Source organism: Hydrogenophaga sp. 70-12 (assembly GCF_001897365.1).
In the GTDB taxonomy this organism is placed as follows: Bacteria; Pseudomonadota; Gammaproteobacteria; order Burkholderiales; family Burkholderiaceae_C; genus Hydrogenophaga; species Hydrogenophaga borbori.
Map to the genome: position 1 here is coordinate 1 of NZ_MKSS01000166.1, position 13,481 is coordinate 13,481.

The following is a 13,481-nucleotide window of genomic DNA, read 5'->3' on the forward strand; positions in this document are numbered from 1 at the left end:
GGCGGCCTGGTGGGCGTGGCGCACGCGCTCCGGCTGGCCGTACGACGCGATCGCGCTTAGGCGGTGGTTGAACCTCTGTTCGATCACCTGGCGCGGGTCGCCGTCTTTTGGGTGACCTCGTGGCGCCAGGGCGGGGTGCGTCCAGTGGTCCGGTACCGGGGTTTCGGTGGGAGGCTCAGGCGGGCCTTTGGGGTGCTGGGGCGGATGCGGTGGCGTGAGGGCGCTGGACTTGGGGGCCTCGGTGGCTTTGCCGATGGAGAGGCTGCGGGAACGGGTCTTGGTGAGGGCATCGGGGCCGGAGGCGCGGCGCATGGCGGGCTGGACCTTTGTGTGGCGTGCCGTCGGGCACGGGCGCGGATTCGTCGCGGGCGGTTGGTGGGGGTTCCCGCTGGCGAGGCGCCGTCACAGCTGCGTGGTGGGACGAGGCCGTGGGGCGGATCGAAGGGATGCCGCAGAATGGGCGCCGCCACCGGCGCAGCCGCTGCCGCCACGCGAGGAGAGCCAGCCATGATCACCCCCGAAAGCTTCAACCAGCGCAGCGCCGGCAAACTGCCCGGCCACCTGGGCCTTGTTGTCACCCACGTCGCCTCGGGCGAGGTGCGTGCCGAGTTGCCGGTGCGCGAGGCCCTGATGGCGCCCAACGGCTTCCTGCACGCGGGCAGCCTGGTCACGCTGGCCGACACCTCGGCCGGCTGCGGCTGCCTCGCCAGCCTGCCGCCCGGGGCCAACGGTTTCACCACGGTGGAACTCAAGTCCAACCACCTGGGCACGGCGCTGGAGGGCACGCTGGACTGCGTGGCCAAGGCCGCGCACCTGGGCCGGACCACCCAGGTGTGGGACGCCACCGTGACCCACCGCGAGACCGGCAAGACCCTGGCGCTGTTCCGCTGCACGCAGATGGTGCTGTACCCCAAGGCCGGGGGCTGAACCGCCGCCGGTCGGTGGCACGGGTTTTCCCCGTGCCGGGACGCCGTTTGGGGCTGAAAGAATTAGCTGTAATTACCAGTGATTACCCATGCGCGTGGTGCTCAACTCCCTGCACGATGAAGCGGCCTCGCAACTGCGCGAGCGCATCTTCTCGGGTGAGCTCGCGCCCGGCAGTTACCTGGACGAGCCCGCCCTGTGCGCGGCCCTGGGCATTTCGCGCACGCCGCTGCGCGAGGCGCTCAAGGTGCTCACCGCCGAGGGGCTGCTGCGCCACGAACCGCGCCGCGGCTGCTTCGTGGCCGAGGTCACCGAGCGCGACCTCGACGAGATCTTCCCCGTGATCGCGCTGCTGGAGGGCCGCTGCGCCTTCGAGGCCGCGGGCAACGCCAGCGACGCCGAGCTCGCCGCGCTGGAGCAGTTGCACGACAAGCTCCAGCGCGCCGCGCGCGCCAAGCGCATCAACGAGTACTACGCCGTCAACTACGCCATCCACGAGGCCATCATCGCGCTGGCCGACAACCGCTGGCTGGCCCAGGTCATCGGCGACCTGCGCAAGATCCTCAAGCTGGCCCGGCAGCAGCAGCTGCGCGCGCCGGGCCGGCTGGAGCAGAGCCTGTCGGAGCACCTGGCCGTGTTCGCCGCGCTCAAGGCGCGCGACGCCGAGGGCGCCGAGGCGGCCATGCGCACCCACCTCACGCGCCAGCGCGTGGCGCTGCGCGAGCTGGCGCGGCAGCAGAAGTCGAGGTTGAGCGCATGAGCCTTGCCCAGCCTTGGCAAGGCCTTCGGTCCGCGGCGCGGCGCGCGCAGCGTGGGGGTATCCGCCTCGACGCCCCGCAGTGGATCGCCGAGCGCGTCTCCCGCCTTCGCCCGGCGGCCCCGGCCGCGCCGGCGCCCGCGCCGCGTTCCACCGCCGAGCGCCTGGGGGCGCGCCTGCGCCAGGAAGGCGAGGCCCTGGCGCCGCGCGCCTTGCGCCGCCTGCTGGACGACATCAAGGCGGTGGTGGACCCCATGGTCAGCGAGGTGGAGGGCGGGCGGCGGGCGCAGGCCCTGATCGACTGGTACGGCAAGGCCGAGCCCGCCCAGCGCCGCGACCTCTGGCTGCTCATGAGCGAGCACTTCATGGCCGACCCGCAGAAGGTGAAGCGGGCCCAGTCGGAGTACCAGGCGGCCGTGGGCACGCCCGACGAGGCCGCCGCCGAGGTGCGCTACCGACGCGCCACGGTGTCGCCGCGCCGGCGCATCCTGCAGCGCTTCAGCGCCAACCCCCAGGGCATTCCCTTCCTGGTGGCGCTGCGCGCCGAACTGCAGCCCGCGCTGCGCCAGGAGCCGCGCCTGCAGGCGCTGGACGTGGAGATGGAGTACATGTTCTCCACCTGGTTCGACGTCGGCTTCCTGGAGCTGCGCCGCATCAGCTGGGATTCGCCGGCCTCGTTGATCGAAAAGCTCATCCGCTACGAGGCGGTGCACGACGTGCGCGGCTGGGCCGACATGAAGAACCGGCTGGACAGCGACCGCCGCTGCTACGGCTTTTTCCACCCGCGCCTGCCGGGCGAGCCGCTGATCTTCGTGGAGGTGGCGCTGATGAATCACATCGTTGGCAGCATCACGCCGCTGCTGGACGAGTCGGCCGCGCCGGCCGACCTCTCGCGCGCCACCACCGCCATCTTCTATTCCATCAGCAGCACCCAGGTCGGCCTGCGCGGCGTGAGCTTCGGCGACTCGCTGATCAAGCGCGTGGTGGAGACGCTGAAAGAGGAGTTTCCGCGCCTGCGCACCTTCGCCACCCTGTCGCCCATTCCGGGCCTGCGCGCCTGGCTGTCCCGGCAGGCCCCGCCCGAGCTGCTCGCCGCCTGGGAGCGCTGGACGGAACTCGACGAGAAGGCGCCCGAGCGCCAGGCCCTGCTCGCCTGGACCGCGCGCTACCTGGGCCAGGAGCTGCGCAACGGCGAGCCGCTGGACCCGGTGGCGCGATTCCACCTGGGCAACGGCGCGCGGATCGAGCGCATCCATTGGGGCGGCGATCCTTCGGCCAAGGGCAACAAGCAGTCCTTCGGCCTGATGGTGAACTACCTCTACGATCTGCGGCGCCTGGACAAGCACAGGGCCATGCTGGCAGCGGGAAAAGTCCCGATAGGCGGGGCCGTCGAGGCCCTGTACCGTTGACGCGGACCTGGGCGCCAGGTCGCGTCGGCTTCATAACCACCAAGGAGACCACATGAACCAGCCCATCCAACGGCGCGCGCTGCTGCGCGCCGCTGCCGCGAGCGCCGTGCTCGGCCCCATCGGCAGCCAGGTCGCGCGCGCGCAATCGACCTGGCCTTCGCGCCCGGTGACCATGGTCGTGCCGTTCCCGGCCGGCGGCGGCACCGACGCCTTCGCGCGCCCCATGGCGGCCTCGTTCGCGCGCCTGTCGGGCAAGGCGCTGGTCATCGACAACCGCGGCGGCGCCGGCGGCACCGTGGGCGCCAGCATCGCGGCCAAGGCCGCGCCCGACGGTTACACCCTGTTCATGGGCGCCGTGCACCACTCCATCGCGCCCAGCATGTACCCCAGGCTGGACTACAACATCGAGACCGACCTGGTGCCGCTGATCCTGGTGGCCAGCGTGCCGCAGGTGGTGGTGGTGAACCCCAAGAACATCACCGCACCCGACTTCAAGGCCTTCCTGGCGCAGGTCAAGGCCAATCCGGGCAAGCTCAACTACGCCTCGGCCGGCAGCGGCACCTCGCACCACCTGGCGGGCGAGCTGTTCAAGCAGCAGACCAACACCTTCATCACGCACATTCCCTACCGGGGCGCCGGCCCGGCGCTGGCCGACCTGATCGCGGGCAACGTGGACGTCATGTTCGACGGCCTGGGCTCCTCGGCCGGCCACATCAAGGGCGGGCGCATCAAGCCCATGATGGTGTCGGGCGCCAAGCGCAACCCGGCCTTCCCCGACGTGCCCTGCGCGGCCGAGGTGGGCCTGCCCCAGTACAACGTGACCACCTGGTACGGCGTGTGGGCGCCCAAGGGCACGCCGGCCGACGCGCAGGCGCGCGCGATCGAGGAGATCCGCAAGGCCTGCAGCACCGACGAGGCCAAGGGCGTGTGGGCTGCCCAGGGCGCCGAGTTCCCCGACATCACCGGCCCGGCCTTCGGCCAGTTCGTCAGCGCCGAGGTGCGCAAGTGGGCCCAGGTGGTCAAGGCCTCGGGCGCCAAGCTGGAGTGATGGATTGCCCGCCGACGGACTGCACCTGGCCATCGACGGCGCCATCGCGCGCCTGACCCTGCGCCGCCCGGCGAAGTTCAATGCCATGTCGCGCGCGATGTGGCGCGAACTCGCCGAAGCCCTGGCCGCCGTGGCCGCGCGCGCCGAGGTGCGCGCGCTGGTCGTGGCGGGCGAGGGCGGCCACTTCTGCGCGGGCGGCGACATCGCCGAGTACCCCGGCTTCCGCTTCGACGAGGCCAGCCTGCGCGACTTCCACGAGCGCGAGGTCTGGGGCGGCCTGTCCGCGCTGCTGGCCTGCGACAAGCCCGTCATCGCGATGATCGACGGCCATTGCATGGGCGCGGGCGTGGAGATCGCCAGCTGCTGCGACATCCGCGTGGCCAGTGCCTCGGCCCGCTTCGGCGCGCCCATCGCGCGCCTGGGGTTTCCCATGGCCCCGCGCGAGGCCGAGCTGGTGGCGCGCGAGGCAGGCCTGGCCAGCGCGCGCGAGATGTTGCTGCAGGCGGCCGTGCTGGACGCGCCCACCATGCTCTCGCGCGGCTTCCTGCACGCCGTGGTGCCCGAAGCCCTGCTGGCCGAGGAGGTGCTGGCGCGCGCACGGCGCATGGCCACGCTCTCCCCCGAGGCCGCTCGGCTGAACAAGCGCACCCTGCGCGCCCTGGCCGGCGGCGCGCCCGCCGACGCGCTGCTCGACAGCGCCTACGATTACGCCGGTCACGCCGAGCACCGGGAAGGCATCGCCGCCTTTCTCGACAAGCGAACGCCCGCCTTCTGAGTCCCTCCATGAACCCGCAGAACCACAACCTCTACGCCGCGCTGCGCGCGGCCTTCCCCGCCGACCTGGACACCACCGCCGTGGAGGTGGTGGGTGGCGCCAGCGACGGCCTGTGCTACAGCTGGCGCGACCTCGACCGCGCCAGTGCCATGCTGGCCAACCTGATCGACGGCTTGGGGCTGCCGGCGCGCTCGCGCATCGCGGTGCAGGTGGAGAAGTCGGTCGAGAACCTCATCCTCTACCTGGCGGTGCTGCGCAGCGGCCATGTGTACCTGCCGCTCAACACCGCCTACCAGTCCGGCGAGATCGAGTACTTCGTGGGCAATGCCGAGCCCGCCGTGGTGGTGTGCAGCCCGGCCAACTTCGGCTGGGTCAGCAAGATCGCGTTCAAGGCCGGCACGCGCCACGTGTTCACGCTCGGCGAAGACCGCGGCGGCACGCTGCTGGAGCGCGCCTCGCACCACGCCGACACCCACGCCGTGGCGCACAGCGGGCCCGACGACCTCGCGGTCATCATCTACACCAGCGGCACCACGGGGCGCAGCAAGGGCGCCATGCTCACGCACGGCAACATGCTGAGCAACGCGCGCGTGCTGCAGTCGTACTGGGGCTGGCAGAAGGGCGACGTGCTGATCCACGCGCTGCCCATCTTCCATGTGCATGGCCTGTTCGTGGCCATCCACGGCGCGCTCATCAATGGCAGCGCCATGCTGTGGCTCAACAAATTCGACCCCAAGGCCGTCATTGGCCTGCTGCCGCGCGCCACCGTGTTCATGGGCGTGCCCACGCTGTACACGCGCATGCTGGCCGAGCCCGCGCTCACGCGGGAACGGGTGGCGGGCATGCGGCTGTTCGTCTCGGGCTCGGCGCCGCTGCTGATCGAGACCTTCAACGAATGGCAGGAACGCACGGGCCACACCATCCTGGAGCGCTACGGCATGAGCGAGACCATCATGCTCACCTCCAACCCCTACGCGCCCGACGAGCGCCACAACGGCGAGCGCGAGCGCCGGGGCGGCACGGTGGGCTTCCCGCTGCCGGGGGTGAGCCTGCGCGTGGTCGACGAGGCGGGCCGTCCGGTGGAAACGGGCGAGATCGGCGGCATCCAGGTGCGTGGGCCCAACGTGTTCGCGGGCTACTGGCGCATGCCCGAGAAGACGGCCGAGGAGTTCACCACCGACGGCTACTTCAAGACGGGCGACGTGGGCCGCATCGACGAGCGCGGCTACGTGACCATCGTGGGGCGCAGCAAAGACCTGATCATCTCGGGCGGCTACAACGTCTACCCGGCCGAGATCGAGGGTGCGCTGAACGAGATGCCCGGCGTGGCCGAGAGCGCGGTGGTGGGCGTGCCGCACCCCGACTTCGGCGAGGTGGGCGTGGCCATCGTGATCCCCCGCCCGGAAGGCGCGCCGGACCCGGAGGTGCTGATCGGGGCGCTGAAGGCGCGGCTGGCCAACTTCAAGATCCCCAAGCGCTGCTTCGTGGTGAGCGAACTGCCCCGCAACACCATGGGCAAGGTGCAGAAAAACCTGCTGCGCGAACAGTACAAGGGACTGTTCGCCTGAAGGCGGGGGCGGGCGCCCGGCGGCGCCCGCGCCTGGCTCAGCGCAGCACCAGCACCGGCGTGTGCGAGTGCGTCAGCACCTGCTGCGTCTCGCTGCCGAGCAGCAGCCGCTTGATGCCGCGCCGCCCGTGCGAGGCCATCACGATCAGGTCGCACTTCTGCTTCTTGGCCGTGGCGATGATGGCTTCCGCGATCAGGTCACCCTTGGCCGTGACCGGCTTGACCTTCACTTCCAGCAGTTGCCCGGCCGCCTTGACCGCGTTCACCGCGTCCATGGCGTCCGTCTGCCACTGCTTCTCGATGCGGGCCACCTCGGAGGCCGCCAGGGTCACGCCGCCTTCGAAATAGGTCTGCGGGTAGCGCGGCACCACCTTCAGGGCCACCACTTCGGCCCCGGTCAGGTCCGCCAGGGACAGGGCGTGCTCCACTGCCTTCTGGGACAGCTTGGAGCCATCGGTGGCGACGAGGATGCGCTTGTACATGGTTCTTCTCCTCATGGAATGATGAAACGGAGCCCCAGGCTACCCCCGGGCGGCACCGCCCGGCTTGACCTGCGTCAAGGGGATGGCGCAGCCTTTGCGAGTACCCTACGCCCCCATGAGTTCCGCCACCTGGTCGAGCGAGCACCGGGGCCCCCTCACGGTCACCGATGACTTCGCCGTGCTCGACGACCCCGTCGAGCAGGCCGCGTTCACCCAGCCCGTGGACGGGGTGGACGCGCAGCGCGAGTCGGTGCTGGTGGTGCAGGGCATGTACTGCGCGGCCTGCGCCGACACCATCGAGTCCGCGCTGGACAGCGTGCCCGGCGTGGAACTGGTTCGCGTGCACGCCGGCACGCGCCGCCTCCAGCTGCGCTGGGACCCCGACCGGGTGCGCCTGTCGGAAGTGGCCCGGCGCGTGGGCGACCGCGGCTACCGCCTGCTGCCGCTGCAGCAGGCCCTGTCCATCGACGAGCGCCTGCGCGAGACCCGCCAGGCCCTGTGGCGCCTGTTCGTCGCCGGCTTCTGCATGATGCAGGTGATGATGTACGCGTGGCCCGCCTACGTGGCCGCGCCGGGCGACATCCCGCCCGACATCGAACAGCTGCTGCGCTGGGCCAGCTGGGTCATCAGCCTGCCGGTGGTGTTCTTCGCCAGCGGCCCTTTCTTCGAACGCGCCTGGGCCGATCTCAAGGCCCGCCGCGTCGGCATGGACACACCGGTGTCCGTGGGCATCCTGGTCACCTTCCTCGCCAGCTCGGCCGCCACCTTCGACCCCAGCGGCCCCTGGGGGCATGAGGTCTGGTTCGACTCGCTCACGATGTTCGTGTTCTTCCTGCTCGGCGGGCGCTACCTGGAGGCGCGCCTGCGCCAGCGCACGGCCGGCGCGCTGGACGCGCTGATCAACCGCCTGCCCGCCACCTGCGAGCGCGAGCGCGCGGACGGCGCGCGCGAAACCGTCTCGGTGCGCCGGCTGGCGGCCGGTGACGTGGTCTGGGTGCGCGCCGGCGAGGCCTTCCCTGGCGACGGCGTGCTGCTCGACGCGCGCGCCTCGGTCGACGAGGCCTTGCTCACCGGCGAGGCGCGCCCGCAGACGCGGCGCTGCGGCGATGCCCTGGTGGCCGGCAGCCTCAACCTCGCCGGGCCGGTGCGCCTGCGGCTCGACCGCGTGGGCGTGGACACGCGCTACGCCCAGATCGTGCGGCTGATGGAGCGCGCCGCCACCGACAAGCCGCGTCTGGCCGTGCTGGCCGACCGCATCGCCGGGCCCTTCCTGGTGCTGGTGATGCTGGCCGCCGCCGCCGCCGCCTTTGCCTGGTGGCAGGTCGATCCCTCGCGCGCCCTGGCCATCGCCGTGGCCGTGCTCATCGTCACTTGTCCCTGCGCGCTGTCGCTGGCCACGCCGGCGGCCATGCTGGCCTCGGCCGGCGCGTTGGCACGCCGCGGCGTGCTGGTGCGCCGCCTGCAGGCCCTGGAGTCCATGGCCTCGGTGAACGCCGTGGTGTTCGACAAGACCGGCACGCTGACGCGCGAGCACCTGATGCTGCGCGAGGTGCTGCTGCGCAGCGGCGCCGACCGCTCCCAGGTGCTGGCGCTGGCGGCCGCGCTGGCGCGCGATTCGCTGCACCCGGTGGCGCGCGCCGTCGCGGCGGCGGCTCCGCCGGCCGACGAGCCCCTGTTCGATTGGCACGAGGAGCCGGGGCAGGGCATTTCCGCGCGCCTGGCCAACGGTCGCTGGCTCAAGCTCGGTTCGCCCCTGTTCACCGGCGCCATGCCCGAGCACGACGCCGAAGGCCCGCGCACCTACCTGGTCGACGAGCACGGCTGGCTGGCCACCATCACCCTCAGCGAGGGCCTGCGCGAGGACGCGCGCGTGGCCGTGCAGCGCCTGCGCGCCCTGGGAATGCAGACATGGCTGCTGTCGGGCGACCGCGCCTCGCAGGCCCACCGCATTGGCCAGGCCGTGGGCGTGGACCATGTGCTGGCCGAGGCCACGCCCGAGCGCAAGCTGGCCGAGGTTCAGGCCCTGCAGCGCCAAGGCTGGCGCGTCGCCATGGTGGGCGACGGCTTGAACGACGGCCCCGTGCTGGCCTGGGCCGACGCGTCCTTCGCGCTCGGCCGCGCCGCGCCGCTGGCGCAGGCGCGCAGCGACGCCGTGGTGCAGGGCGGGCGCGTGATGGACGTGGTGGACAGCCTGCTGCAGGCCCGGCGCACGCGGCGCGTGGTGCGCCAGAACCTGGCCTGGGCGGCGCTCTACAACGCGGTCTGCGTGCCGCTGGCGCTGATCGGCTGGATGCCGCCCTGGCTGGCTGGCCTGGGCATGGCCGCCAGCTCGCTGCTGGTCATCGGCAACGCCTGGCGCCTGAGCCGCCCCGAACCCGCACCGAAAGGCTGAGTCGCCATGGATGTCCTGTACCTGTTGATCCCGCTGTCGGTCCTCATCGTCTTTGGCGTCATCGGCGTGTTCTGGTGGGCGCTGCAGTCGGGCCAGTTCGACGGCGTCGAGCGCGAAGGCGAACGCATCCTCCACGAGGAATGACACCGGCTTGACCTAGGTCAAGCCGGTCCGGCCGCCGGGCCGGGACACTCCCGGTGCAACATCGAGAGGAGTATCCGCATGGCCGTCAACAACAAGGCATCCGCCGACCCCACGGTCTACAACGACAAGGTGGTCAGGCAGTTCGCCCTGGCCACCGTTTTCTGGGGCGTGGTGGGCATGCTCGTCGGCGTGATCATCGCCGCGCAGCTCACCTGGCCGGCCCTCAACCTGGGCATCGAATGGCTCAGCTACGGCCGCTTGCGACCGCTGCACACCAACGCGGTCATCTTCGCTTTCGGCGGCTGCGGCCTGTTCGCCGCCAGCTACTACGTGGTGCAGCGCACCAGCCAGGTCCGGCTGTTCTCCGACGGTCTGGCCGCCTTCACCTTCTGGGGCTGGCAGGTGGTCATCGTGCTGGCGGCCATCACGCTGCCCATGGGCATGACACAGGGCAAGGAATACGCCGAGCTCGAGTGGCCGATCGACATCCTGATCGCGCTGGTGTGGGTGGCGTATGCGGTGGTGTTCTTCGGCACCATCGGCCTGCGCAAGGTGCGCCACATCTACGTAGCCAACTGGTTCTTCGGCGGGTTCATCCTGGCCGTGGCGCTGCTGCACATCGTCAACAGCGCGGCCCTGCCGGTGAGCCTCACCAAGAGCTACTCGGCCTACGCGGGCGTGCAGGACGCGATGGTGCAGTGGTGGTACGGCCACAACGCCGTGGGTTTCTTCCTCACGGCCGGCTTCCTGGGGATGATGTACTACTTCATCCCCAAGCAGGCCGAGCGCCCGGTGTATTCGTACCGGCTGTCCATCGTGCACTTCTGGGCGCTGATCTTTACCTACATGTGGGCGGGTCCGCACCACCTGCACTACACCGCGCTGCCTGACTGGGCGCAGTCCGTGGGCATGGTGTTCTCGCTGATCCTGCTGGCGCCCAGCTGGGGCGGCATGATCAACGGCATCATGACGCTGTCGGGCGCCTGGCACAAACTGCGCGACGACCCGATCCTGCGCTTCCTGATCGTCTCGCTCTCGTTCTACGGCATGTCGACCTTCGAGGGTCCGATGATGTCCATCAAGACGGTGAACGCGCTGTCGCACTACACCGACTGGACCATCGGCCACGTGCACTCGGGCGCGCTGGGCTGGGTGGGCCTGGTGACCATGGGCTCCATGTACTACCTGATCCCGCGCCTGTACGGCCAGAAGAAGATGTACTCGGTGCCCGCGATCGAGCTGCACTTCTGGATCGCCACCATCGGCATCGTGCTCTACATCGCCGCCATGTGGATCGCCGGCGTGATGCAGGGCCTGATGTGGCGCGCCGTCAACCCCGATGGCAGCCTGACCTACACCTTCGTCGAATCGGTCAAGGCGACCTTCCCCTTCTACGTCATCCGCCTGGCCGGGGGCTTGCTGTACCTGGCCGGCATGTGCGTGATGCTCTGGAACACGGTGATGACGGCGCGCAACGGCCGCATCGAGCCGGTGCGCATTCCGGCCGCCCAACCCGCCCACGCCTGAGGTGAATCGCATGTCGCAACAAGACAAACCCACCGGCTTCACGCACGAGCGCATCGAGACCAGCAACTTCCTGATGATCGTGCTGATCGTCCTGGTGGTCTCGGTCGGCGGCCTGGTCGAGATCGTGCCGCTGTTCTTCCAGAAATCCACCACGCAACCGGTGGAAGGGCTCAAGCCCTACACCGCCTTGCAGCTCGCGGGCCGCGACGTGTACGTGAAAGAAGGCTGCTACAACTGCCACTCGCAGATGATCCGCCCCTTCCAGGCCGAGACCCTGCGCTACGGCCACTACTCGGTGGCCGGCGAGTTCGTCTACGACCGCCCCTTCCAGTGGGGCAGCAAGCGCACCGGCCCCGACCTGGCGCGCGTGGGCGGCCGCTACAGCGACGAATGGCACCGCATCCACCTGAACAACCCGCGCGACGTGGTGCCCGAGTCCAACATGCCGGCCTACAGCTGGCTGGAGAAGAAAACCGTCGACGCCGCTGGCCTGCCGGCGCGCATGAAGGCGCTGCGCACCCTGGGCGCACCCTACAGCGACGAGGAGATCACCGCCTCCAGCGAGGCGGCGAAGGGCAAGACCGAGATGGACGCGCTCATCGCCTACCTGCAGGTGCTGGGCACCGCCTTGAAATAAGGAGAGGCTGCCATGGACATCAACACCCTGCGTTCCATCGTTACCGTCATCAGCCTGCTGGTCTTCCTGGGCATCGTGGCCTGGGCCTGGTCGCGCCGCAACCGCGAGCGCTTCGACGAGGCGGCCCGCCTGCCGTTCCAGGACGAATGAGCCACCCCCACACACGGGAACCATCATGAGCGATTTCACCAGCGACTTCTGGTCCATCTACGTCGGCGCCATCACGGTGGTCAGCATCCTGGCCTGCGGCGTGCTGCTGTGGGTGGCCGGCACCACCAAGGTCAAGCCGGGCCAGGACAACACGACCGGCCACGTGTGGGACGGCGACCTGCGCGAACTCAACAACCCGCTGCCGCGCTGGTGGGTCTGGCTGTTCGTCATCACCATCGTTTTCGCCCTGGCCTATGGCCTGCTGTACCCCATGTACGGCCGCTACGCGGGCGTGCTGGGCTGGACGTCCAGCGGCCAGCACACCGTCGAGGTGCAGCGCCACCAGGAAGCCATCGCGCCGCTGTACGCGCAGTTCCACGACCAGCCGCCCGAGCGCCTGGCCGGCGATGCGCAGGCCATGGCGATCGGCGAGCGCCTGTTCATGAACCAGTGTGCCCAGTGCCACGGCTCGGACGCGCGCGGCTCCAAGGGCTTCCCCAACCTCACCGACGGCGACTGGCTGCACGGTGGCGAGCCCGCGGCCATCGAGACCACCATCACCCAGGGCCGCCACGGCGTGATGCCGCCCATGGCCGCGGCCGTGGGCAGCGCCGACGATGTGCGCAACGTCGCCCACTACGTGCTCAGCCTGTCCAACAGCCCGCACGACCGCGTGCGCGCCTCGCAGGGCCGAACCAAGTTCGCCGCCTGCGCGGCCTGCCACGGCATGGACGGCAAGGGCAACACCGCGCTGGGCGCGCCCAACCTCACCGACGGTGTGTGGCTGCACGGCTGGGGCGAGGAGGCCATCGTGCGCGCCATCACCAACGGCATCGACAACCGCATGCCGGCGCAGAACCAGCTGCTCAACGCCGACCAGATCCGCGTGCTGACGGCCTACGTGTGGGGCCTGTCGAACCGGCCCGCCAAACCCTGAGGACCCGGCGGCGGCCCGCGCGTCGGGCCCGCCAGACGACATGAAGACCATTCCGATCCAGCCCGCGCCGCCCGGCGACGACGAGGAAATCGTCGTTTCGCTCTATGCCGCGCAGGAGAAGATTCAGTCGCGCTCGGTCACTGGCGTGTTCGCGCGCTGGCGCTGGTTTTTCGTGTGGGCCACGCAGCTGGTGTTCTACGGCCTGGCTTGGCTGCCCTGGAACGGCCGCCAGGCCGTGCTGTTCGACCTGGAGGCGCGGCGCTTCTACCTGTTCGACCTGATCCTGTATCCGCAGGACTTCATCTACCTCACCGGGCTGCTGGTCATTTCGGCGCTGGCGCTGTTCCTGTTCACGGCGGTGGCCGGGCGCCTGTGGTGCGGCTTCACCTGCCCGCAGACGGTGTACACGGAAATTTTCATGTGGATCGAGCGCCGGGTCGAGGGCGATCGCTCCGCGCGGCTGCGCCTGGACGCCGCGCCCATGAGCGCGGCCAAGTTCGGCAAACGCGCGCTCAAGCACGGGCTGTGGGGCGCGCTGTCGCTGTGGACGGGCTTCACCTTCGTCGGCTACTTCACGCCGATCCGTGAGCTCGCGGGCCTGGTGGCCAGCCTGTCGCTCGGGCCCTGGCAGACCTTCTGGATCCTGTTCTACGGCCTGGCCACCTACGGCAACGCGGGCTTCCTGCGCGAGCAGGTGTGCAAGTACATGTGCCCCTACGCGCGCTTCCAGAG

At 70.2% G+C, this 13,481-nt stretch carries 14 protein-coding genes and 1 pseudogene; 13 read left to right on the forward strand and 2 right to left on the reverse strand.

Annotation, left to right across the window (positions count from 1 at the left end):
* A pseudogene (locus BGO22_RS10045) lies at positions 1-312 on the reverse strand (hypothetical protein); the annotation flags it as partial.
* A gap of 195 nt (positions 313-507) precedes the next feature.
* Between BGO22_RS10045 and BGO22_RS10050 the strand changes: the two are divergent.
* The 6 genes from BGO22_RS10050 (at position 508) to BGO22_RS10075 (ending at position 6,481) form a co-directional block, all read left to right on the forward strand.
* On the forward strand, positions 508-927 hold the full coding sequence (locus BGO22_RS10050) for a PaaI family thioesterase (protein ID WP_070399949.1): 420 nt from the start codon (positions 508-510) through the stop codon (positions 925-927).
* Positions 928-1,015: 88 nt separating this feature from the next.
* A complete protein-coding gene (locus BGO22_RS10055; RefSeq protein WP_070399950.1) occupies positions 1,016-1,684 on the forward strand; it encodes a GntR family transcriptional regulator in 669 nt (222 codons plus the stop codon).
* Entirely contained in the window at positions 1,681-3,090 is a 1,410-nt protein-coding gene (locus BGO22_RS10060; RefSeq protein WP_083293250.1) for a malonyl-CoA decarboxylase, read from the forward strand. Before BGO22_RS10055 ends, BGO22_RS10060 begins: the two co-directional genes overlap by 4 nt.
* Positions 3,091-3,142: 52 nt before the next feature.
* The gene (locus BGO22_RS10065) at positions 3,143-4,138 is read left to right on the forward strand and encodes a Bug family tripartite tricarboxylate transporter substrate binding protein (protein ID WP_070399951.1); all 996 of its coding nucleotides are present in this window, start codon (positions 3,143-3,145) and stop codon (positions 4,136-4,138) included.
* A 4-nt stretch (positions 4,139-4,142) separates the two neighbouring features.
* Positions 4,143-4,913, forward strand: a complete 771-nt coding sequence (locus BGO22_RS10070; RefSeq protein ID WP_070399952.1) for an enoyl-CoA hydratase/isomerase family protein — start codon at positions 4,143-4,145, stop codon at positions 4,911-4,913.
* A gap of 8 nt (positions 4,914-4,921) precedes the next feature.
* Positions 4,922-6,481: a malonate--CoA ligase gene (locus BGO22_RS10075; protein ID WP_070399953.1), complete on the forward strand. Its 1,560-nt coding sequence runs from the start codon at positions 4,922-4,924 to the stop codon at positions 6,479-6,481.
* A 37-nt stretch (positions 6,482-6,518) separates the two neighbouring features.
* Here the strand turns inward: BGO22_RS10075 and BGO22_RS10080 are convergent, their stop codons facing one another.
* On the reverse strand, positions 6,519-6,962 hold the full coding sequence (locus tag BGO22_RS10080; RefSeq protein WP_070399954.1) for a universal stress protein: 444 nt from the start codon (positions 6,960-6,962) through the stop codon (positions 6,519-6,521).
* 115 nt (positions 6,963-7,077) lie between these two features.
* Here BGO22_RS10080 and BGO22_RS10085 point away from each other — a divergent pair, with 115 nt between their 5' ends.
* The 7 genes from BGO22_RS10085 to BGO22_RS10115 form a co-directional block, all read left to right on the forward strand.
* The gene (locus tag BGO22_RS10085; protein ID WP_070399955.1) at positions 7,078-9,354 is read left to right on the forward strand and encodes a heavy metal translocating P-type ATPase; all 2,277 of its coding nucleotides are present in this window, start codon (positions 7,078-7,080) and stop codon (positions 9,352-9,354) included.
* Between the two features lie 6 nt (positions 9,355-9,360).
* Positions 9,361-9,498, forward strand: a complete 138-nt coding sequence (ccoS, locus tag BGO22_RS10090; protein ID WP_070399956.1) for a cbb3-type cytochrome oxidase assembly protein CcoS — start codon at positions 9,361-9,363, stop codon at positions 9,496-9,498.
* 78 nt (positions 9,499-9,576) lie between these two features.
* Positions 9,577-11,025: a cytochrome-c oxidase, cbb3-type subunit I gene (gene ccoN, locus BGO22_RS10095; RefSeq protein ID WP_070399957.1), complete on the forward strand. Its 1,449-nt coding sequence runs from the start codon at positions 9,577-9,579 to the stop codon at positions 11,023-11,025.
* A gap of 10 nt (positions 11,026-11,035) precedes the next feature.
* Complete coding sequence (gene ccoO / locus BGO22_RS10100) at positions 11,036-11,662, forward strand: cytochrome-c oxidase, cbb3-type subunit II (RefSeq protein ID WP_070399958.1); 627 nt, start codon at positions 11,036-11,038, stop codon at positions 11,660-11,662.
* Between the two features lie 12 nt (positions 11,663-11,674).
* Positions 11,675-11,812, forward strand: coding sequence for a cbb3-type cytochrome oxidase subunit 3 (locus BGO22_RS10105; RefSeq protein ID WP_070399959.1), 138 nt, complete (start codon positions 11,675-11,677; stop codon positions 11,810-11,812).
* A 25-nt stretch (positions 11,813-11,837) separates the two neighbouring features.
* The gene (gene ccoP, locus BGO22_RS10110) at positions 11,838-12,749 is read left to right on the forward strand and encodes a cytochrome-c oxidase, cbb3-type subunit III (RefSeq protein WP_070399960.1); all 912 of its coding nucleotides are present in this window, start codon (positions 11,838-11,840) and stop codon (positions 12,747-12,749) included.
* Between the two features lie 40 nt (positions 12,750-12,789).
* A partial coding sequence (locus BGO22_RS10115) for a 4Fe-4S binding protein (protein WP_286850603.1) occupies positions 12,790-13,481 on the forward strand: 692 nt, incomplete at its 3' end.